An 18,068-nucleotide genomic window follows, 5' to 3' on the forward strand; every position below is an offset into this window, starting at 1 on the left:
GAATTCTTTCCGTTCTGATGAGACGTCGGGGACTATTTGATGCCCGCGTTGGTGAAACCTTGGATGAAGTACTTCTGGGCGAAGATGAACAGCAACACCATCGGAACCGTGGCCATCGTCGTGCCCGCCATGAGGTAGGCCCACAGCGTGTTGTCGAGCTGCTGGAAGACCGCCAGACCGACCTGAATGACTCGCAGATCATTGCTCGTGGTGACCAGAAGCGGCCAGAGGAAGTTGTTCCAGCTCTCTTGGAAGGTGAGCAATCCGACCGTGGCGATGGCTGGCTTGATCAGTGGGGTGTAGATCTGCGCGAAGATGCGGAACTCTCCGAGACCGTCGAGCCGAGCCGCTTCTTCGAGTTCGCCGGGTAGCGAGAGGTAGAACTGGCGGAACAAGAAGATCGCAGCGGCGCTGAGGCCACCGGGGATGATGAGCGCCCACCAGCTGTTGAGCCAGCCGATGCCGCCCTGGCCGAAGATGTCGTTGCCACCGAAGAGCGGCATGAACTTGACGATCAAGAACTGCGGAACGATCTTCGTGTACGTCGGGATCATGAGCATGGCCACGAATGCGAGAAACACGACTTCGCGACCGCGAAAGTACACGCGAGCGAGCGCATAGCCTGCCATCGAGCCCAGCGCGAGGGTGATCGCCGTGTGGCCGATCGAGATGATCAAGCTGTTTCTGAAGTACAGATCGAACGGTGCGGCTTTGAGCGCATCGGCGTAGTTGCTCCAGAGCCATTCCTGCGGAAGGAAGGTCGGGGGAAACTGGGCGAGCTCGGCCGGCGATTTCACGCTGGTCAGAATCATCCAGATGAAGGGGATGAGCATGAACAGTGATCCGAGGATCAAGAACGTGTTGAGCAAGATGCTGTTGCGCATCTTGGCGCGCGGGTAGTGGCGGCGCTTGGGTGGTGGCGGCGCGGCGTTGTTGTCGTCAATGGCGGCGGCGCGCAGTGTCGTGATGCCCATCAGTCGTCTTCTTTCGTTGCGCGGCGGCTGATCAGAGTCATCACCAAGAGGAATGCAAACAGCACCACCGACTGAGCGGATGCCATTCCCATTCGGAACTCTTGGAACGCGGAGCGGTAGACCTCGTAGGTCATCATCGTGGTGGCGTTCGCAGGGCCGCCGTCGGTCAGCACGTAGATCTGATCGAAGACCTGGAACGCGCCGATTATCGAGATGACCAGCACGAAGAAGGTGGCGGGTTTGAGCATGGGCACGGTGATCGCGAAGAACTTGCGAATGGGGGATGCTCCATCGACCGACGCTGCTTCGTACAGCGATTCATCGACATTCTGGAGCGCGGCGATGTAGATCAGCATCTTGATGCCGATGCCCTGCCATGCGCCAACGACGATCACCGAGGGAAGAGCCCAATTGGGGTCGACGAGCCACGCTTGACCGGGAAGCCCGAAGAGCTCAAGAAACGCGTTGAGCAGACCGTACTGCGGGTTGAAGATCCACAGCCACACCATCGCGATAGCTACGGTGGCAGTCACCTGCGGAATGAAGAATGCCGTGCGGTACCACTTCTGCAGCTTCAGTCCTTGGTTCAAAGCCACGGCGATAACCAGGGCCACAGCCATTGAAACCGGAACCGTCCAGAAGGTGTAGACGACGGTGTTCCAGATGGATTTGAGGAACACCGGGTCTGACAGTGTTTCGATGTAGTTGTCGAACCAGATCCAGTTCGGCGCCGAGAAGACGTTGTAGTCGGTGAAGGACAGGTAGAACGTGGCGAGCACCGGGATCGCGGTCCAGAGTCCGATATGGATCACCGAGGGGGTGACCATCAACCACCCGGCACGGCGCTTCTTGCGTTCGGCGAGCGTCAGCCCCCGCTTGCGCGGCGGCGCTTGAGGTTTGCCACCGCCCGCGGGGGGTGTGACGCGAGCGTTATCGCGCCGAGGCGTTGTCGTTGTCATCATGCCCTCATTGGTATCGATGGATTGAATGAGTGGCCCGGTCGGGCGATGGCAGTCACCGCCCGACCGGACTTTCGGGTCAGCGCTCGATGGCCGTCTGCATCAATGCAGCGAGGTCGTCGAGTGCCTCTTGTGGCGTCTTCTGCTCGAGCAGTGCTTCTTGCACTGCCGGGGCAACGTCACCGCGTACTTCGAGCCAGGCGGCGGGTCCGCCCTCGCGCTGCGCGACGTCGAGGTTCTCCATCGCGAACTGCACGAAGCGGTTCGACTGCACGTAGTCGCTCTCGAGCAGGTCGAGCAGAGCAGGCACGTTGCCGCGCTGTTCGTTCGCCGCGAGCGCCGCGTCGGGGCTGGAGAGGAATTCCAGGAGCGCCTGGGCTGCTTCGGGGTGCTGCGAGTTGTTCGACACCGTGGCCAATGTGCCGCCGAAGAACATGCCGGGCGCGGCACCCTCGATGACGAACGGCTCAAGGTTGTCGATCATCTCGGGGTCGGCCTCGAGGGTCTGCGTCCACAGGTTGTTGTGAGCGATGCCCATGGCAGCGCGGCCACTGATCAGCGGGTTGACGATGTCGTCGGTTGAGGCGAAGCCGATGTCTTCCACCTCGTACTCGTTGACCAGGTCGGTCATGAGCTGCAGTGCGGCGACGCCCTCAGGGCCGTTGAACTCGGGAACCGTGTTGTCTTCGTTGAAGATCTCGCCGCCCGCCGAGAACAGCATCGTGAAGTATGCCTGACGGGCATCGAGCGACATCATGTCGAAGCCCGCGCGCGTCAGCTTGCCATTGCTCTCGCGAACCGTTGTCGCTTCGGCGATCTCGATCAACTCGTCCCAGCTGGTGGGAGGGGCGTCGTAACCAGCCTCTTCGAGAATATCCATGCGAGCAACACCGAATCGCGTGTCGAGCATGATGGGAACGGCATACACATTGCCATCCCACATGCCGGCTTCCACGATCTCGTCGGTGTACTTCTCTTTCAGCGACTCCTCAGTGAGGCCGCCTTCACCGAGGTCAGCGAGAATGCCTTTGTCGGCAAAGCCTTCGATCCATCCGACGCCCATCATCATGACGTCGGGCACCAATCCGCTGACCACTGCAGTGGTCAGCTTCTCATTGAGATTGCCGTAGGTGGTGTAGTCAACGCTCACGGTGACATTGGGGTACTCCTCGTAGAACTGCGGCAGCAGCTCGCCTTCAAGCAGCTCCTGTCCGGGCGAGCCCTCGAAGATGGGGGTGAGCAGCGTGATATCGCCGCTGACTTCATCGGGGTCTACCGAAGCGTCGGTGTCTCCGGATGAGCACGCTGCGAGAGCAACGGTGAGCGCGGTGGCGGCAACAATGCCAGCTGCGCGGACAACAGTGGGGGACTTCATGTTGGTCCTTTCGGTTGTTACAGATGGGTGGCGACTCTGCCTCACGATGACGACTTCGTCTCGCGTTCCGCTTCCGGGGAGATCCTGCGTGGTGGTAGCGGTGTAACGATGCACTGAACATAAACGACCCCAGCGGTCGAGTCAACCCCTGAAATCGGGTCGTTATCGTAAACTCACGAATCTGGCGGGGGAGGTCGAGGGGAATTTTGGTGTTGAATCTAGTAAATCGTTACACCATCTGCGTAGTATGCTGAGCAGAACCCCGATCGAAGGAGATGCGGTTTGGCGAAAGTAACCATCCAGCAAGTTGCCAAGGCCGCTGGTGTGTCCCCAAGCACCGTCTCCAACGTGCTCAACGGCCGATCCGACCGCATGGTGCCGGCAACGCGCGAACGCATTGACAAGGCGATCGCCGAGTTGGGCTACCGACCGAACCGAGCCGCCCGCCAGCTGCGCAATGGGCGGACCCAGACGATAGGACTCGTGGTGCCGTCGGTCGGCAACCCGTTCTGGGGGGCGTTCGCGCGCGAGATCGAAGTCGCTGCGGTGGCAGCCGGTTCGAGCGTGCTGCTGTGCAACAGCGAACGAAATCCCGACCGCGAGCGCCGCTACGTTGAAGAACTGTGGGAAGACGGCGTGCGAGGCATCATCTTGTGCACGTCACTGGCTTCGCTCGACTACATCTCCCATGTCATCGACGAGGGCCTGCAACTCGTGACCTTTGACCGACCGGCGCAGCCGGGCGACCCCGAGTCAGTCGTGAGCGTCAGCATCGACAATCACGTGGGCGGCTACCTTGCGGCATCCCATCTGCTTGAACTCGGTCACACGCAGATCGCGTTTGTCTCTGGGTCTATCCAGTCTGTCAACCGTGCCGCCCGTTATCGCGGGTTCTGTTCGGCGATCGAAGAGGCAGGTCTCTCTGTCGGAGATATGCCCATGTGGACGGGCTTTGAAGCGCTGCCATTCGGTGACGTCGAGGCCGCCGAAGTCGGAAGAAAAGCAGCCCACGACCTCTTCACAGGTGACGGTGTGCGGCCGACCGCAGTCGTTGCGATCAACGACATGACAGCGCTCGGATTCTGCCGTGGTCTGCGTGACCTCGGACTCACGGTGGGCGAAGACGTCTCGATCATCGGCTTTGACGATATCGTGCTCGCGGATCTCTATGACCCTCCGCTCACGAGCATCCGGCAGCCGATCAAGCGCATGGCTACGCTAGCCATGGAAGAGGCGGTGTCTCAAGACGGCGGGGCCGGAAGTGAAGTCGGCAGGTCGGTGCTGCTGCGCCCTCAGCTTGTCGTGCGTGAGTCAACGAGGGCGCCGAAACCAGCGAAGAAAAGAGATGCTGTGAACACAACGGAGAGTGCACGATGAGCACACGAGCAGCGATTCCTTCGAGGCTTCGGCAGATGCCGATCGTCGCGGTGCTGCGCGCGGATCGAGCGCAGGCCTATGACGATGTGGTTGAGGTGTTGATCGAAGAAGGTGTCGTTTCAATTGAGTTGACGCTCACAACTCCCGATACGCTTGCCCGTGTGCCGCTCTTACGCGAAATCGCTTCCGATCGAGCCGATATCGGAATCGGCACGATCACGTCTGTCGAGCAGGCCGCCGCTGCGATCGATGCTGGTGCTGACTACCTCGTGACCCCGATCACTGATGCGTCGATCATCGAGAAAGCGATCCATGCTGAAGTGCCCATCTTTCCAGGTGCGATGACTCCCACCGAGGTGAACATCGCGTGGCGAGCCGGTGCGACAGCGGTCAAGCTGTTTCCCGCCGGCACAATCGGCGCGGCCTTCGGATCGCACCTTCGTGGACCGTTTCCCGATCTCGAGTTCGTGCCCTCCGGCGGCATCGGCAACGAAGAGGTCGGACCCTGGTTGCGCGCGGGTGCAGCGGCCGTGAGCCTCGGCTCGCCCCTGATTGGCGATGCTCTTCGTGGCGGGTCGATCGATGAACTGCGCGCGCGGATTCGGCGCACGATCGGCGTTGTGGATCAGGCGCGAGAGCCACGATGAGCAATCGGCGACCGGTCGTTACCTTCGGCGAGACCATGATGCTGCTCGCCACCCCGACCGTGGGTGCGTTGCAGCATGCGGAATCGATGACGGTGCGTATCGGCGGGGCTGAGAGCAACGTTGCTATCGGTCTGCAACGACTTGGCGTGCCGACGGTGTGGATGAGTAAACTCGGGGCCGATTCTGCTGGCGACCTCGTCGAACGAGAGATTCGCGCGGAAGGCGTGACGGTCATCGCATTCCGAGATGCGGGGGCGCCAACCGGACTGATGCTCAAGGAGCGCCGCACACCGACGTCGACGCGGGTCTCCTACTATCGCGCCGGCAGCGCGGCGTCGCGGGCCACTTCGGCCGATCTTGATGAGCACGTCATCCGCTCCGCCGCTTTGCTTCATCTGACAGGGATCACCCCTGCGCTATCGGCCTCGGCGGCTGAGCTGGCATTGCACGCTGCTCGCACCGCCAAAGATGCCGGCGTCCGAGTCTCTTTCGATCTCAACTATCGCAGCACGCTGTGGTCGACTGACAGTGCGCACGAGTTCTACGCGGCGATTCTTCCGCTCGTTGACGTGCTGTTCGCAGGTGACGATGAGGCGGCGATCGCCCTGGGGCACACCGCTGAGCCCGCGCAGCTTGCTCGAGAGCTCGCAGGACGTGGGCCCTCAGAGGTCGTCATAAAGCTGGGTTCGCGTGGTGCGCTGACCCTCGCGCACGGCGAGGTCACTTCGTGTGACGCGGTTCGCATCGACCCCGTCGACACTGTGGGTGCAGGCGACGCGTTTGTCGCGGGCTACCTTGCCGAACTGCTCGCTGGAGCACCTGTCGTTCAAAGACTCGACACTGCCGTAGCCGTAGGCGCCTTCGCCTGCCTCTCGCCGGGCGACTGGGAAGGCGCTCCTCGCCGGGACGAGCTGCACCTGCTGAACCCGGACGATCCCGTGGCTCGCTGACGCGTCTCAGCAGGTTCGACCGTGCTCAGACGAGCCGCGAGTTGAAACGTGCGGTCCTACCTCGGTGAGGATGGCGATGCCCATGGTGGCAGGGTGACGGCCACAGCAGATTCATCGCTCAGCGCTCGCTCAAACCCAGCCGATCCCTAAGCCTCGCTCAACCACGTGCGGTGCAGTGGATCCATGACTCCAAAGAAAAGCTGGATTTCACTAGCGGTCGCAGGAACGAGCCTCGTCGTTGTTGGCGGCCTCATGGTCGCGAACACCGATGTCTCAAATACCTCGAGCTCGACGATCGCTGATGAAGAGACGGCCGAGGTCGACGTTTCCACCGTCGAGACGGCATCTCTGGCCACATCTGCGTTCTGGGACTCAAGCCAGACCCACTCCATCTCGCTCTCATACGACGACGCTGACTACGACGCGATGATCGAGACCTACCTGGCCACGGGCGACAAAGAGTGGATCACAGCGACGGTTGTGATCGATGGCACTACCTTCGAGGATGTGGGTCTCAAGCTGAAGGGCAACTCATCATTGCGCGGGCTCTCGACGGATGCAGATGCTGAGCTCAGTACCGAAGACCCGGCGTCGCTGCCATGGATCATCAACCTCGATAAGTTTGTCGACGACCAGGACTATGACGGTGCAACCGAGATTGTGGTCAGAGGGAACTCGACAGAGACAGCCCTCAATGAGGCGCTCGCGCTCGAGCTGCTTGAAGCAAGCGGGCTTGCCGCCGAGCAGGCGGTGGCGGTGGAGTTTGAAGTCGACGGTGAGAGCTCACTTCGGCTCGTTATCGAGAACCCGAACAACTCGTGGGCTGACCGTGAGTTCGAGAACGCTGACGCGCTCTACAAGGCAGAATCAGGCGGCGACTACTCCTACTTGGGAGACGACCCGAGCGCCTACGATGAGGTGTTTGACCAAGAAGCAGGAGACGACGACCTCGTTCCACTGATGGCGTTCTTGCAGTTCATCAATGAGTCAGATGACGAGACTTTCGCGGTCGAGCTCGATCAGTGGCTTGATGTCGACTCTTTTGCCACCTACCTCGCGTTTCAAGAGCTCGTCGGCAATTTTGATGACATCGATGGCCCCGGCAACAACTCCTATCTCGCCTATGACGGCGACACCGGCTTGATGACTGTAGCGTCGTGGGACCTCAACCTCTCATTCGGCGTTACCAACAACGACGCTGCCGGCGCGGGGCAAGCGGCAGGTCAGGTTCGGGGCGAAGAGAGTGCGCAGCTCGGCGTTGGCGAGATGCCATCAGGCGTCGCCGGCCAAGCCTCTGAGGGTGGCAGCCCACCCCCATTTGCCGCAGATGCGAGCGGAGCTCTGCCGGGGTCCGACACAGACGAGCTACCGGCGGAGGGTGAATTGCCAGAGCCTCCGGCTGGCGAAGCCGATCAAGTCGCGCGGGGTGCGGTAGGAGCAGCTGCTGGCGGCGGCGCGCAGGGGAGCAACATTCTCTCGGAGCGTTTTCTCGAGAACGCGGAGTTTTCGGCGGCATACGAAGCCGAACTCGATCGACTCTCAGAACTGCTGTTCACCTCTGGTCTTGCCCAGTCAGCGCTCGACGAGTGGAGCGAGGTGCTCATAGTCGACGCTTCAGGCTTGGTGTCATCGGCCGTTGTGGATGAAGAAGCGGCGAGCGTTGTGCAGAGCTTTCCGCTAGCGAGCTGAACTCACACGAAAGTGGGCGTCCCAGAGTGGGACGCCCACTTTCGTGTCGCGGGTGAGACTATGTGTATGTCGTCTCGAGCAACGAGTCGAACATCGCGATCTCATAGGTCTGCTGGGCCGACATCTGCTGCGCCAGAGTCTTCACGCGAGAGATGGTGGCCATTTCGAGTGCCATGTCGGCCATATGAACACCGCCGACATGGTGCGTGCGCATGAGCACGAGAAACTCGCGGCCCTTGTCAATGCCAGATAGCTCTGCGAGACTGCGCATCTCGTCTTCACTCGCCAGGCCAGGCATCGACTCGGCGGGCATTGACATGCCCATCCAGCCCATGACTTCGGACGGCGGGGCAGTGCTCTGGCCCCAGCTGGCAAGCCATGCGTGCATGAGTCCGCGCTCGTACGACTGGTTCTGGAGTATTTCTGCAGCTGAATTCTGCACTGGGCCGCCCGTAGCCGCTCCCAATACGCGTTGGCACATCGCGAGAGCCTGCTCGTGGTGGAAGGACATGTCGGTACAGAAACCGATGTCGGCCTCGTTGGGGCCGTCGGCATCGTCAGATGAGTGGGGCTCGTTCGTCGTGCAGGCTGTGAGCCCTGCGCTAACGAGCGCGACTGCTGAACCTGCCAACAGGGCGCGCCTGCTGGTGACTCGGATCGGTGAGGAATGCCGACTCACGCGCTAACCCCGGCCTCCGCCGAGGGCAGGTAGTGCACCTTCGCTGACTTCCCCGTGGTAGCAGCCCAGAATGTAGGGAAAAGTCGCGGTTGTGTAGTAGCGATACTGCCCGTCGCTATCGATTCTTCCGTTGCACTGGTCGAGGTCGCCCGATCCTTCGACATAGCTGTGCGCGCCCCAGGTGTCGATCGCGAAGAGACTGTCGTCGGTGAGTTCCCAGCTGCTGGTGAGCTGGGTCATCGACGAACACTCTTCGTTGTCGCACAGGAGCCCCGACATGATGGGGTACCCGTCGGCGGCCCAGCCGACGAGCGTCGGGTCGCCTGACTGCACCTCTTCTGCGGAATAGAGACAGTCGACACCCTCTGCCCAGCCGAACAGGTGCACGTGAAATGCGGTGGGTCCGTTGTGGCTGCCGCACTCTGACAGCGCGCCCACAAGCGAAAGCACATCGCCGCCTGTGCCTTCGGTTGGCCCGTATATCGGCACCCCGTTTACGGCCACCGCGATAGAACCGAGCAGAGGCACGTCATCGGGGCTGGGGTCCGTCGCCTCGACAGGATTTGCGGGAAGAACGTAGGTGCTTTCGTCTTCGGAGGGCGAGCCGGGAGTTGTGGCGACGTAGAGATAGTCGGGGATGGAATTGGTGACAACCACGAGCGAATCCCCATCGCATGATGCTGAGAGATAGGGATCGGGCAGATCGGCGTTCGCTGACGCGACATCACGGAATGTCGCGGCCATCGATTCGCAGTCGCCGGTGATCGGGCCTGCGGCAGTTTCGACCTCGATGGTAGGCATCGCCGTTTCTTCCGCCAGCACATCGCTCGTGGATTCGGCAGCGGAATCGACGGTCGGCTCAGCGGCACATCCGGAAACCAGCAGGACGAGAGTTGCCAGCGCCACAGCAGACGCGGAGCGCGTGCGACGGATGGAGTGAGAGTTCACTGGAAGGCCCCTTCGGGTAGGTGCTGGCGGTCAGCCTAGTCACGCCACCTATGAGTAGGATCTGCCAGCAATGCCGTGCGGCTCGGCGCGGTGAGGAGAAGCATCACATGCTGGGGCGAGGGCCGTGGCAGCAATCAGCGACTGCGGATTTCGCCGTGCGCGACGTCGAGAACGAGCAATGCTGCGCCTACCAGGGGCGCGGTATCGCTGAGCTGGCCAATGTGCCCAGCGTTGCCGTCGGCACCTACGACAGGGATGCCGTCACACACGAGCCCGCCGCTGATTTCCGTTGACACCACCATGCAGAGCAGATTTTCGGCGCCACGACCGGCGCCGATCTGCCACTCGGCAAGTGTGATGCATATGCCGTCCAGCCCTAGCTCGACTCGCGTGCCTTCGGGCAAGAGTGAAGCGACATACTCCTGAACTCGGAACCCATGTACGTGAGGCATGTTGAGCGGTGCTGCAGTGCCCGCGCGACGGTCGATCGGTCCGGCGCTGCCAATTCCTGCGCCCACGAGAATCGCGTCAGCGGCAGTGCGGAAAGAGCGGCAGCGGCTGCGGTTTTCAAAGCGGTGCGCTCAGCCTGTTGCGACCTGCTGAACCTCAGTCGGTCGAGGAGTAAACCACGCCACCAGAATGAGTCCCACCGCCGCACCGATGAGTTGTGCGCCGATGTACCAGGGGGCCGACGCCGGGGCGATTCCCGCAAAGGTGTCGCTGAAGATGCGGCCGATCGTGATCGCGGGGTTGGCGAAGCTGGTCGAACTCGTGAAGAAGTATGCCGCGCCGATGTAGGCGCCGACGGCCCAGGGGATGACGGCTTGGCGATCCGTGCGCGCAAGCAAGAAGATGACCATAATCAGCCCTGCGGTCGCGACCACCTCTGAGACGAAGGTTGCTGCAGTGATGCGGTCGGTAGTGCTGATGCTGATGGCGGGGTCGCTGAACATCGTATTTGCCAGCATTGCTCCGCTGATGCAACCGGCGATCTGCGCGGGTACATATGCGGCGGCGTCCGACCAATGCCGGCCGCCGATGATGACATCGACGAGAGACACCACGGGATTGAAGTGCGAACCGCTGATGGTCATGAACATCAGGATCAGCACTGGAAGACCGAGCGCGGTAGCGATGGCATTCTCGAAGAGCTGCAGTCCGACGTCGCTGGGCGAGAGGCGCTGGGCGGCGATGCCTGAGCCGATCACGACGGCGGCGAGGCCCGCCGATCCGAGGAATTCCGCGACCGTGCGCCGGGTGAGGTTCATCGTCTCGCTCACAGGCTCTGGAGGCTGTCAGAAGCGTCGACGAGCGCAGTGGGCACGAGGGAGTAGTACGCCCAGGTGCCCCGTTTTGTGCGGCTGAGCAGTCCGGCATCCACCAGAACCTTCAGGTGGTGTGACACGGTCGGCTGGCTGAGACCGACCGGGGCGGTGAGGTCGCAGACGCATGCTTCGCCGCCCTGAGAGGCCCTCACGATCGACAACAGACGGAGGCGGGTGGGGTCGGCGAGTGCTTTGAGCTTGTGCGCGAGCAGCTCGGCGGCGTCGGCGCTCAGGGCGTCGCGCACGAGCGGGGCTCGGCAGGCATCAGTGGCAGTCACATCTGTGAGCTCAAGCGAGTGCATTCATCGATGATAGCGAATATTGACAACCGTCAATGTACGGGAGCACACTAGACATCGATGAACTTCGATATAGGAGCCTACTTTCATGACACTCATTGACCTTGGTCGCCCGGTCGCGCAGAAGCGACGCATCGACACTCTTCCGGTGGCCGTCATCGGCGCTGGGCCTATCGGTCTGGCAGCCGCAGCGAACCTTGCCGAGCGCGGCATTGAGTTCACGGTCTTTGAGGCGGGCGACAGCGTGGCCGACGGTGTGCGCAAGTGGGGGCACATTCGACTTTTCTCTCCATGGCGCCACCTGGTTGACCCCGCATCTGCTCGCCTGTTGCAGGCGGCGGGGTGGACGCACCCCGACGAAGAAGCGCTGCCCGACGGCGCCGAGCTCGTCGCTCAGTATCTGATGCCCCTCGCGGCGTTGCCCGCAATCAAAGAGAACGTCCGCACCGGTGTGGAAGTGCTCGCGGTCAGCCGCGAGGGCATGGACCGCACTCGCACACGGGGTCGCGCTGCTACCCCATTCGTATTGCGCGTGCGCGAGGCGACAGGCGAGATCACCGAAGTGCCCGCCCGAGCGGTTATCGATGCGTCTGGCACCTATCGCACTCCGAACAGTTTGGGCTCTAGCGGTCTCGATCCGTTGGGGCTGGCGGAGGTGGCCGATCTCGTTTCGCACGCCCTCCCTGATGTGCTCGGGGCTGAGTGCAGCCGTTTCGCGGGCCGTCACACGGTCGTTGTCGGCGCCGGACACTCCGCAGCGAACACTCTCATCAATCTGGCGGCGCTCGCCGAGAAGGTGCCCGGCACACGCATCACGTGGGCCATTCGAAACCGCGGCGCCGTGCGGGTGTCTACATCACCCGACGATGAACTCGTGGCGCGCGCGAAGATCGGCGGCCGCGTCGACACTCTCGTAGAGCGCGGTGTGATTGATGTCGTCGATCGTTTCGAGATCGCGCGGCTCGAGCGCGAAGGCGATTCGGTGCGCATCGTCGGCAACCGCGGCGGTGAACTCACCGACATCGAGGCAGATGTCGTCGTGAATGCCACCGGTTTCAGGCCCAACCTTGACATGCTTCGCGAGATTCGCCTCGAACTTGACGAAATCGTCGAGGCGCCGAAACGGCTGGCTCCGCTGATCGACCCGAACGAGCACAGCTGTGGCACGGTCGAGCCTCACGGATTTGCAGAGCTTCGCCAACCCGAAGATGGATTCTTCATCGCCGGGATGAAGAGCTATGGCCGTGCTCCGACTTTCTTGCTCGCCACGGGCTATGAGCAGGTGCGCTCGATCGCCGCGTGGATTGATGGCGACACGGCGTCGGCTACGAAGGTTGAGCTGTCGTTGCCTGCAACTGGCGTGTGCTCGACCGACGGAGGCCCTGCTGGCGGGGGATGCTGCTCCTGAGTTTCTAGTGAGAATCACATAGACTCTCATCTATGAATGCTGGGATCGACGAACTGCGGCTGTTGGCAGACCCGACGCGCCTGCGGATTCTTCAGCTGGTGCTTTCGAGTGAGCAGTCTCGTTCGACCGTGACCGCACTGGCCGGTGCGTTGGGCCTGACGCAGCCGACTCTGTCGCATCACGTGCGGGTGCTGCATGATGCTGGTCTGCTTGCGCGACTGCCGGAAGGGCGTCGAGTCTGGTATTCGGTTCCCCGCGTTCACGTTGACATGGTGGCGTCGTTGCTGCCGGCCACGGATTCCATTGGCGCAGCCGACACGCTCGATCGCATCATCGATGATCTTGGTGCACGCTTCTCTGGCACCTTCGGCCGCGACACCGTTGAGCGCTACGTCGTGGAGACAGACGCGCTCCTCACTGCGCAGGGGGTGAGCCGTCAGCGCTCGTCGAAGGTGGCCGGATTCGCGGCTGACAGGCTGACTGCTCTCGCGCATGAGGCCCTGGCAGACGATGACCGTCCTGAGGTGCTGTTCGTCTGCGTGCAGAACGCCGGCCGTTCACAGCTTGCGGCTGCGATTCTGCGGCACCTCGCTGGCGATCGTATTCGCGTTCGCACGGCGGGGTCGGCGCCCGCCGATGCCGTGCGCGGCGTTGTGGTGACCGCTCTCGACGAGATCGGCGTGCCGTTGGGCGGCGAGTTTCCAAAGCCGCTCACCGACGAGGTGGTTCGAGCGGCAGACGTCGTGGTGACGATGGGATGCGGGGACGCCTGCCCGGTCTATCCCAGCAAGCTATATCTCGACTGGCCGATTGATGACCCTGCGGGGCTCCCGTTGCCCGCGGTGCGTGTGATTCGTGACGACATTGACGAGCGGGTGCGCGGCTTGCTCGCGACATTGACATGAACAATCGGTGAAGCGATCAGCATCCGTTCACGAAAAGCATAGATCGTCGTCTATGCTTTTCGTATGACTGAATCACCCACCGTTCTCTTCGTTTGTGTCCACAACGCCGGGCGCTCGCAGATGGCTGCTGGCTACATGCAATCCCTCTCTGGCGGTCGCGTCGAGGTGCTCTCGGCGGGCTCGGCACCCAAAGACCAGATCAACCCGATCGCCATCGAGGCGATGGCTGAAGAAGGCATCGACATCGCCAACAACACCCCGAAGATTCTCACGGTCGAAGCCGTGCAGGAATCCGACGTGGTCATCACCATGGGTTGCGGCGACACCTGCCCAATCTTTCCCGGCAAGCGCTACGAAGACTGGGAGCTTGAAGACCCCGCCGGCAAAGACATCGTGACCGTTCGTCGCGTGCGCGACGACATCAAGGCTCGCATCAGCGCGCTGCTCGCCGAGATCCTTCCGGAACCGGCAGTGTCATGACGATCCCGAACAACGGTCGAGGGCTGCCCGGACTCACGTACCCGGAAGCATTCCTCGGACGCCTCGCAACCGAGATGCGCGAGAAGTACGCCGGCACGTTCAGCGCCGAAACGGTTCAGCGCTACGTACTCGATTCGTACACGGCACTGCTTCGCACCTCGAAGGTCAAAGCGCACCTGGCGATGCAGACCGAGCACTTCGTGGGTGAGCGGCTGACCGCTCTGGCTCAGGTCGCCGGTGTCGCACCGCACGACCTGCCTGAAGTTCTTTACATCTGCGAGCAGAACGCCGGTCGCTCGCAGATGGCTGCCGCCATCACCGCGCACCTCTCACAGGGTCGCGTGCACGTGCGCTCCGCTGGTTCGCTGCCCGCCCACCAGCTCAACCCCGACGTCGTTGCGGCGCTCGCCGAGGCAGGAATTCCGCTCGAAGACGCGTATCCGAAGCCGTTGACCGATGACGTGGTGCAGGCCGCCGACGTCGTGGTCACGATGGGCTGCGGCGACGCCTGCCCGATCTATCCGGGAAAGCGCTACGAAGACTGGCAGCTTGCCGACCCGGCCGAGCTGGACCTCGATGGAGTTCGCGGAGTGCGCGATTCGATCATCGAACACGTCACATCTCTGCTGGGTGAGATCGCGGTAACGCCTGCGGTCTAGCTTCTGCTCGATACTCAACAACGGCCCGGCGCGACAGCGCCGGGCCGTTCTTGTATCGGATCAGGTCTTCAGGAATGCGAGCAGATGCTCGTTCACTTCGGCGCTGTGAGTCCACAGCAGCCCGTGGGGCGCGCCCTCGAGCTCGACATAGGTTGCCTGCGGCAGCAGTTGCTTGAAGCGCCGGGCGGTGGCGTCAATCGGAAGGATGTTGTCGGCCGTTCCGTGAAGAATCAGCGAAGGCACGTTGATCGAGGGGATGTCGTCACGAAAGTCGGTCGGCCAAGTCAGCGGCGCCGCGGCGATCGCGGCATTTCCTGCCTGATTGGCGACCTGCACGCTCGCATCGACGGCGGCTTGCGAGATGCGCGAGCCGAGGTTGTCATCAAGGTTGTAGAAGTCGTTGAAGAATCCACTGACGAAGGCATAGCGGTCTTCGCGCACGGCCGCCGCGAATCCATCGAACAGTTCTTGTGGTCCGGCCCCGCCGGGGTTGTCTTCGGTCTTCAGCAGAAGCGGTTCGAGCGAGCCGAGAAAAGCGGCCTTCGCTACGCGGGAACTGCCGTAGCGCGAGAGATAGCGCGCCACTTCGCCCGTGCCCATTGAGAACCCGACGAGCACGGCATCGTCGAGGTCAAGATCCTCAATCAGAGCGTGCAAGTCTGCGGCGAACGTGTCGTAGTCAGAACCCGCGGCGGTCTTCGTTGAGGCGCCGAAACCCCGACGGTCGTATGCGATCACTCGATAGCCAGCGTCGAGAAGCGCCGCTTGTTGTTTGCCCCATGACTCGCCGTTGAGGGGAAAGCCATGAATCAGCACGACTGGCTGGCCTTCACCCTGGTCGGTGTAGAAGATGTCAACGTCGACCGAGTTCTCGGTCGCGACAGTGAGGTATGCCACGTTCGCTCCTTTTGGCAGGGGACGGATGCTGCTGCCTAGCTCGACGCTAGGGCGCAGCATCCATCACCGCCAGAGATTTGCAAACATTCGCGGTCTGTGTTCAGCGATTGTTCACGCGTCTTTGCTGGCACCAACGGAAGGTGAGACAGTGAACGTCGCAGGTGGGGCAAAGCCAGCCTTGGCAAACGCCGTGGCGACCGCCGAGCTGATTGTTTCGACGTCGGCGCGGGCGACGAGCGCGATTGCCGCCCCGCCGAAACCGCCTCCGGTCATACGTGCCCCTATGGCACCAGCAGTGAGAGCGGCGTCGACAGCGGTATCGAGCTCGGGCACTGAGATCTCGAAGTCATCACGCATCGACGCGTGCGACGCGATCAGCAGGCCGCCGATCGATGTCGGTCCCTGCTCGCGCAGCACGCGCACAGTGTCGAGCACCCGCTGATTCTCAGTGACGACGTGGCGAACACGGCGGAAGGTGACGTCGTCCATCAAAGCTTCGGCGCGCGGAAGATCGTCGACGGTCAGATCGCGCAGGGCAGCAACATTCATGATGGAAGCCCCGCGCTCGCAAGATGCGCGGCGCTCGCCGTAGCCGCCCGTCGCGTGTGAGTGCTTGACGCCGGTATCCATCACGAGCAGCTCGAGGCCGGCATCGGCAAATCCGAGGTCGACCACAGCGGCCTCGAGCGTGCGACAGTCGAGAAAGATCGCCGCGTCTGTGTGGCCGAGCATCGTCGCCATCTGATCCATGATGCCGGTGGGTGCGCCGACGGCCTCGTTCTCGGCGGTGCGGCCGGCCTGTGCCAACGCCACGCGGTCGAGGGTGATGCCCCAGGTGTCGGCGAGGGCCGACGCCGTTGCGCCTTCAATGGCCGCCGACGACGATAGTCCCGCGCCGACAGGAACATGCGAGCTGAATGCGAGATCGACTCCGGTGGCGGTCGAGGCATCGAGGCCCGCCGCCCTCAGAAGCGCCCACGCGACACCGAGCGGATAGCGTGCCCACTCGACTACCTCGTCGCGCCGGTGGGGAAAGAACTCATCGAGCTGGGTCAGGGCGAACGCGACCGGCTTCTGGTCGAATGTCGACACGACGCGGATCATCCCGTCGCTGCGCGTGGCGACCGCGGCATGGGTGCGGTGCTGAATGGCGAACGGCAGAACGAACCCGTCGTTGTAGTCGGTGTGTTCGCCGATGAGGTTCACCCGGCCCGGCGCTGACCACGTGGGTGCGGCCGAGATGCCGGTGATCGTCTCGAGCAGCGTCTGCGCCGCTGCTGCCGTGTTGGTTTCGGTCATCACGCGTGTACCTCAGGGATCGATTCGACGGCGTCTCGCAGCTTTGCGGCAGCGGTCTCGGGTGCGATGTCGCCAATCCAGGCGCCCATCGCGGCTTCGCTTCCGGCCAGAAACTTGAGCTTGTCTGCTGCTCGGCGCGGCGATGTCAGCTGCAGGTGCATGCGCACCGAGTCTCGTCCGCGGTTCACCGGAGCTTGATGCCACGCGGCGATGTAGGGAGTGGGGGTGTCGTAGAGCGCGTCGATGCCCCGCAGCAGCCGCAGATAGAGCGGCGCCAGCTCCGTGCGTTCGGCGTCGTTCGTTTCGGCGAGGTCGGCGACGTGACGGTTCGGCAGCAGATGCACTTCGAGCGGCCACCGCGCGGCGAAGGGAACGAACGCCGTCCAGTGTTCGCCCGCGACGATCACGCGTTCGGAATTCTGCTCGAACTCCAGAATGCGCGAGAACAGGTCATCGCCCTCGGTCTCGAGTTGACGCAGCAGGTTCGCCGTGCGCGGGGTGATGTAGGGGTACGAATAGATCTGGCCGTGCGGGTGCGGGAGCGTCACACCAATGGCCTCGCCACGATTCTCAAACGGAAAGACCTGCTGCACGCCCGGCAGCGCAGACAGAGCGGCGGTGCGGTCAGCCCACGCTTCGATGACAGTGCGCGCGCGCGTAACGCTCAGTGTGCCGAACGATCCTTCGTGCTCGGGACTGAAGCAGACGACCTCGCAGCGGCCGACAGCGGTGCGGGTGCGACCGAGCCCCGGAGCATCCACATCGTCGAGACCCCGTGGTGCGTCGTCGCCGGCGGGAGCATCGCCGTGCGCGGTGGCCAGCGCCGGGCCGAACGAGGGGGATTTGTTCTCAAAGACAGCGACGTCGTATGTCGAAGGGATCTCTGATGGATTGGCTGCCGTCTGCGGAGCGAGCGGGTCGAACTCGGCCGGCGGCATGAAGGCGCGATTCTGACGGGATGCTGCCACTGAGATCCAGTCACCGGTCAACACATCCCGACGCATCGTCGCCGTCGCGGGGCGTGGATCAAGATCGCGGGCGTCGATGGCGCGTTCCGCCCCGAGCCTGGTGTCGGGGTCGTCGTAGTAGATCAGCTCGCGACCATCGGCGAGCAAAGTGGGGCGTTTAACGACCCCAGCGCCGAGGGTTTCGGAAGGCAGCGCGGGTGTGTTCACGTCAACATGCTAGCTGGGGCGCA

The 18,068-nt window shown here is 62.6% G+C and carries 19 protein-coding genes; 8 read left to right on the forward strand and 11 right to left on the reverse strand.

Annotated features, from left to right (window positions below; all coding sequences use genetic code 11):
• Positions 1 to 32: 32 nt before the first annotated feature.
• The 3 genes from WDU96_RS02920 to WDU96_RS02930 form a co-directional block, all read right to left on the reverse strand.
• A complete protein-coding gene (locus WDU96_RS02920; protein ID WP_337336986.1) occupies positions 33 to 974 on the reverse strand; it encodes a carbohydrate ABC transporter permease in 942 nt (313 codons plus the stop codon).
• Entirely contained in the window at positions 974 to 1,933 is a 960-nt protein-coding gene (locus WDU96_RS02925) for a carbohydrate ABC transporter permease (protein ID WP_337336987.1), read from the reverse strand. The genes WDU96_RS02920 and WDU96_RS02925 overlap by 1 nt, the downstream gene beginning before the upstream one ends.
• A 79-nt stretch (positions 1,934 to 2,012) precedes the next feature.
• A complete protein-coding gene (locus WDU96_RS02930) occupies positions 2,013 to 3,308 on the reverse strand; it encodes an ABC transporter substrate-binding protein (RefSeq protein ID WP_337336988.1) in 1,296 nt (431 codons plus the stop codon).
• Positions 3,309 to 3,590: 282 nt separating this feature from the next.
• Here WDU96_RS02930 and WDU96_RS02935 point away from each other — a divergent pair, with 282 nt between their 5' ends.
• The 4 genes from WDU96_RS02935 (at position 3,591) to WDU96_RS02950 (ending at position 7,971) form a co-directional block, all read left to right on the forward strand.
• The gene (locus WDU96_RS02935) at positions 3,591 to 4,685 is read left to right on the forward strand and encodes a LacI family DNA-binding transcriptional regulator (protein WP_337336989.1); all 1,095 of its coding nucleotides are present in this window, start codon (positions 3,591 to 3,593) and stop codon (positions 4,683 to 4,685) included.
• The gene (locus WDU96_RS02940; protein WP_337336990.1) at positions 4,682 to 5,332 is read left to right on the forward strand and encodes a bifunctional 4-hydroxy-2-oxoglutarate aldolase/2-dehydro-3-deoxy-phosphogluconate aldolase; all 651 of its coding nucleotides are present in this window, start codon (positions 4,682 to 4,684) and stop codon (positions 5,330 to 5,332) included. Before WDU96_RS02935 ends, WDU96_RS02940 begins: the two co-directional genes overlap by 4 nt.
• Positions 5,329 to 6,282, forward strand: coding sequence for a sugar kinase (locus WDU96_RS02945; RefSeq protein WP_337336991.1), 954 nt, complete (start codon positions 5,329 to 5,331; stop codon positions 6,280 to 6,282). Before WDU96_RS02940 ends, WDU96_RS02945 begins: the two co-directional genes overlap by 4 nt.
• A gap of 183 nt (positions 6,283 to 6,465) precedes the next feature.
• Positions 6,466 to 7,971, forward strand: a complete 1,506-nt coding sequence (locus WDU96_RS02950; protein ID WP_337336992.1) for a CotH kinase family protein — start codon at positions 6,466 to 6,468, stop codon at positions 7,969 to 7,971.
• 58 nt (positions 7,972 to 8,029) lie between these two features.
• On the opposite strand, the gene WDU96_RS02955 is transcribed toward WDU96_RS02950, so the two are convergent.
• The 5 genes from WDU96_RS02955 to WDU96_RS02975 all read right to left on the reverse strand — a co-directional run bounded on the left by WDU96_RS02955 (position 8,030) and on the right by WDU96_RS02975 (position 11,225).
• A complete protein-coding gene (locus tag WDU96_RS02955; RefSeq protein WP_337336993.1) occupies positions 8,030 to 8,602 on the reverse strand; it encodes a DUF305 domain-containing protein in 573 nt (190 codons plus the stop codon).
• Between the two features lie 51 nt (positions 8,603 to 8,653).
• Positions 8,654 to 9,598 (reverse strand): YHYH protein, encoded by a 945-nt coding sequence (locus WDU96_RS02960; RefSeq protein ID WP_337336994.1) that lies wholly within the window; start codon positions 9,596 to 9,598, stop codon positions 8,654 to 8,656.
• Between the two features lie 134 nt (positions 9,599 to 9,732).
• A complete protein-coding gene (locus WDU96_RS02965) occupies positions 9,733 to 10,116 on the reverse strand; it encodes an ROK family protein (protein ID WP_337336995.1) in 384 nt (127 codons plus the stop codon).
• A gap of 63 nt (positions 10,117 to 10,179) precedes the next feature.
• The gene (locus tag WDU96_RS02970; protein ID WP_337337639.1) at positions 10,180 to 10,866 is read right to left on the reverse strand and encodes an MIP/aquaporin family protein; all 687 of its coding nucleotides are present in this window, start codon (positions 10,864 to 10,866) and stop codon (positions 10,180 to 10,182) included.
• Positions 10,867 to 10,874: 8 nt separating this feature from the next.
• The gene (locus WDU96_RS02975; protein WP_337336996.1) at positions 10,875 to 11,225 is read right to left on the reverse strand and encodes an ArsR/SmtB family transcription factor; all 351 of its coding nucleotides are present in this window, start codon (positions 11,223 to 11,225) and stop codon (positions 10,875 to 10,877) included.
• A gap of 85 nt (positions 11,226 to 11,310) precedes the next feature.
• Here WDU96_RS02975 and WDU96_RS02980 point away from each other — a divergent pair, with 85 nt between their 5' ends.
• From WDU96_RS02980 to WDU96_RS02995, 4 genes are all read left to right on the forward strand, one after another.
• Positions 11,311 to 12,630 carry an NAD(P)-binding domain-containing protein gene (locus tag WDU96_RS02980; protein WP_337336997.1) on the forward strand — a complete coding sequence of 440 codons (1,320 nt, stop codon included), beginning with the start codon at positions 11,311 to 11,313 and terminating at the stop codon, positions 12,628 to 12,630.
• A 32-nt stretch (positions 12,631 to 12,662) separates the two neighbouring features.
• Positions 12,663 to 13,535: a metalloregulator ArsR/SmtB family transcription factor gene (locus tag WDU96_RS02985; protein WP_337336998.1), complete on the forward strand. Its 873-nt coding sequence runs from the start codon at positions 12,663 to 12,665 to the stop codon at positions 13,533 to 13,535.
• Positions 13,536 to 13,598: 63 nt separating this feature from the next.
• Positions 13,599 to 14,015: an arsenate reductase ArsC gene (locus WDU96_RS02990; RefSeq protein ID WP_337336999.1), complete on the forward strand. Its 417-nt coding sequence runs from the start codon at positions 13,599 to 13,601 to the stop codon at positions 14,013 to 14,015.
• Positions 14,012 to 14,674, forward strand: a complete 663-nt coding sequence (locus WDU96_RS02995; protein ID WP_337337000.1) for an arsenate reductase/protein-tyrosine-phosphatase family protein — start codon at positions 14,012 to 14,014, stop codon at positions 14,672 to 14,674. Before WDU96_RS02990 ends, WDU96_RS02995 begins: the two co-directional genes overlap by 4 nt.
• A gap of 60 nt (positions 14,675 to 14,734) precedes the next feature.
• Here the strand turns inward: WDU96_RS02995 and WDU96_RS03000 are convergent, their stop codons facing one another.
• The 3 genes from WDU96_RS03000 to galT all read right to left on the reverse strand — a co-directional run bounded on the left by WDU96_RS03000 (position 14,735) and on the right by galT (position 18,045).
• Positions 14,735 to 15,571: an alpha/beta fold hydrolase gene (locus WDU96_RS03000; RefSeq protein ID WP_337337001.1), complete on the reverse strand. Its 837-nt coding sequence runs from the start codon at positions 15,569 to 15,571 to the stop codon at positions 14,735 to 14,737.
• Between the two features lie 111 nt (positions 15,572 to 15,682).
• The gene (gene galK / locus WDU96_RS03005; RefSeq protein ID WP_337337002.1) at positions 15,683 to 16,870 is read right to left on the reverse strand and encodes a galactokinase; all 1,188 of its coding nucleotides are present in this window, start codon (positions 16,868 to 16,870) and stop codon (positions 15,683 to 15,685) included.
• Positions 16,870 to 18,045: a galactose-1-phosphate uridylyltransferase gene (galT, locus tag WDU96_RS03010; RefSeq protein ID WP_337337003.1), complete on the reverse strand. Its 1,176-nt coding sequence runs from the start codon at positions 18,043 to 18,045 to the stop codon at positions 16,870 to 16,872. Before galT ends, galK begins: the two co-directional genes overlap by 1 nt.
• Positions 18,046 to 18,068 lie beyond the last annotated feature (23 nt).

The organism is Microbacterium marmarense (assembly GCF_037204165.1).
GTDB classification, from domain to species: Bacteria; Actinomycetota; Actinomycetes; order Actinomycetales; family Microbacteriaceae; genus Microbacterium; species Microbacterium marmarense.

What these genes read in the sequence shown, in the direction of transcription:
- galK (WP_337337002.1), bottom strand. Translation starts at nt 16,870, where the DNA reads ATGACCGAAACCAACACGGCAGCAGCGGCGCAGACGCTGCTCGAGACG.
- WDU96_RS02995 (WP_337337000.1), top strand. Translation starts at nt 14,012, where the DNA reads ATGACGATCCCGAACAACGGTCGAGGGCTGCCCGGACTCACGTACCCG.
- WDU96_RS02975 (WP_337336996.1), bottom strand. Translation starts at nt 11,225, where the DNA reads ATGCACTCGCTTGAGCTCACAGATGTGACTGCCACTGATGCCTGCCGA.
- WDU96_RS02990 (WP_337336999.1), top strand. Translation starts at nt 13,599, where the DNA reads ATGACTGAATCACCCACCGTTCTCTTCGTTTGTGTCCACAACGCCGGG.
- WDU96_RS02940 (WP_337336990.1), top strand. Translation starts at nt 4,682, where the DNA reads ATGAGCACACGAGCAGCGATTCCTTCGAGGCTTCGGCAGATGCCGATC.
- WDU96_RS02970 (WP_337337639.1), bottom strand. Translation starts at nt 10,866, where the DNA reads ATGAACCTCACCCGGCGCACGGTCGCGGAATTCCTCGGATCGGCGGGC.
- WDU96_RS02980 (WP_337336997.1), top strand. Translation starts at nt 11,311, where the DNA reads ATGACACTCATTGACCTTGGTCGCCCGGTCGCGCAGAAGCGACGCATC.
- WDU96_RS02920 (WP_337336986.1), bottom strand. Translation starts at nt 974, where the DNA reads ATGGGCATCACGACACTGCGCGCCGCCGCCATTGACGACAACAACGCC.
- WDU96_RS02945 (WP_337336991.1), top strand. Translation starts at nt 5,329, where the DNA reads ATGAGCAATCGGCGACCGGTCGTTACCTTCGGCGAGACCATGATGCTG.
- WDU96_RS02985 (WP_337336998.1), top strand. Translation starts at nt 12,663, where the DNA reads ATGAATGCTGGGATCGACGAACTGCGGCTGTTGGCAGACCCGACGCGC.
- WDU96_RS02950 (WP_337336992.1), top strand. Translation starts at nt 6,466, where the DNA reads ATGACTCCAAAGAAAAGCTGGATTTCACTAGCGGTCGCAGGAACGAGC.
- WDU96_RS02925 (WP_337336987.1), bottom strand. Translation starts at nt 1,933, where the DNA reads ATGACAACGACAACGCCTCGGCGCGATAACGCTCGCGTCACACCCCCC.
- WDU96_RS02930 (WP_337336988.1), bottom strand. Translation starts at nt 3,308, where the DNA reads ATGAAGTCCCCCACTGTTGTCCGCGCAGCTGGCATTGTTGCCGCCACC.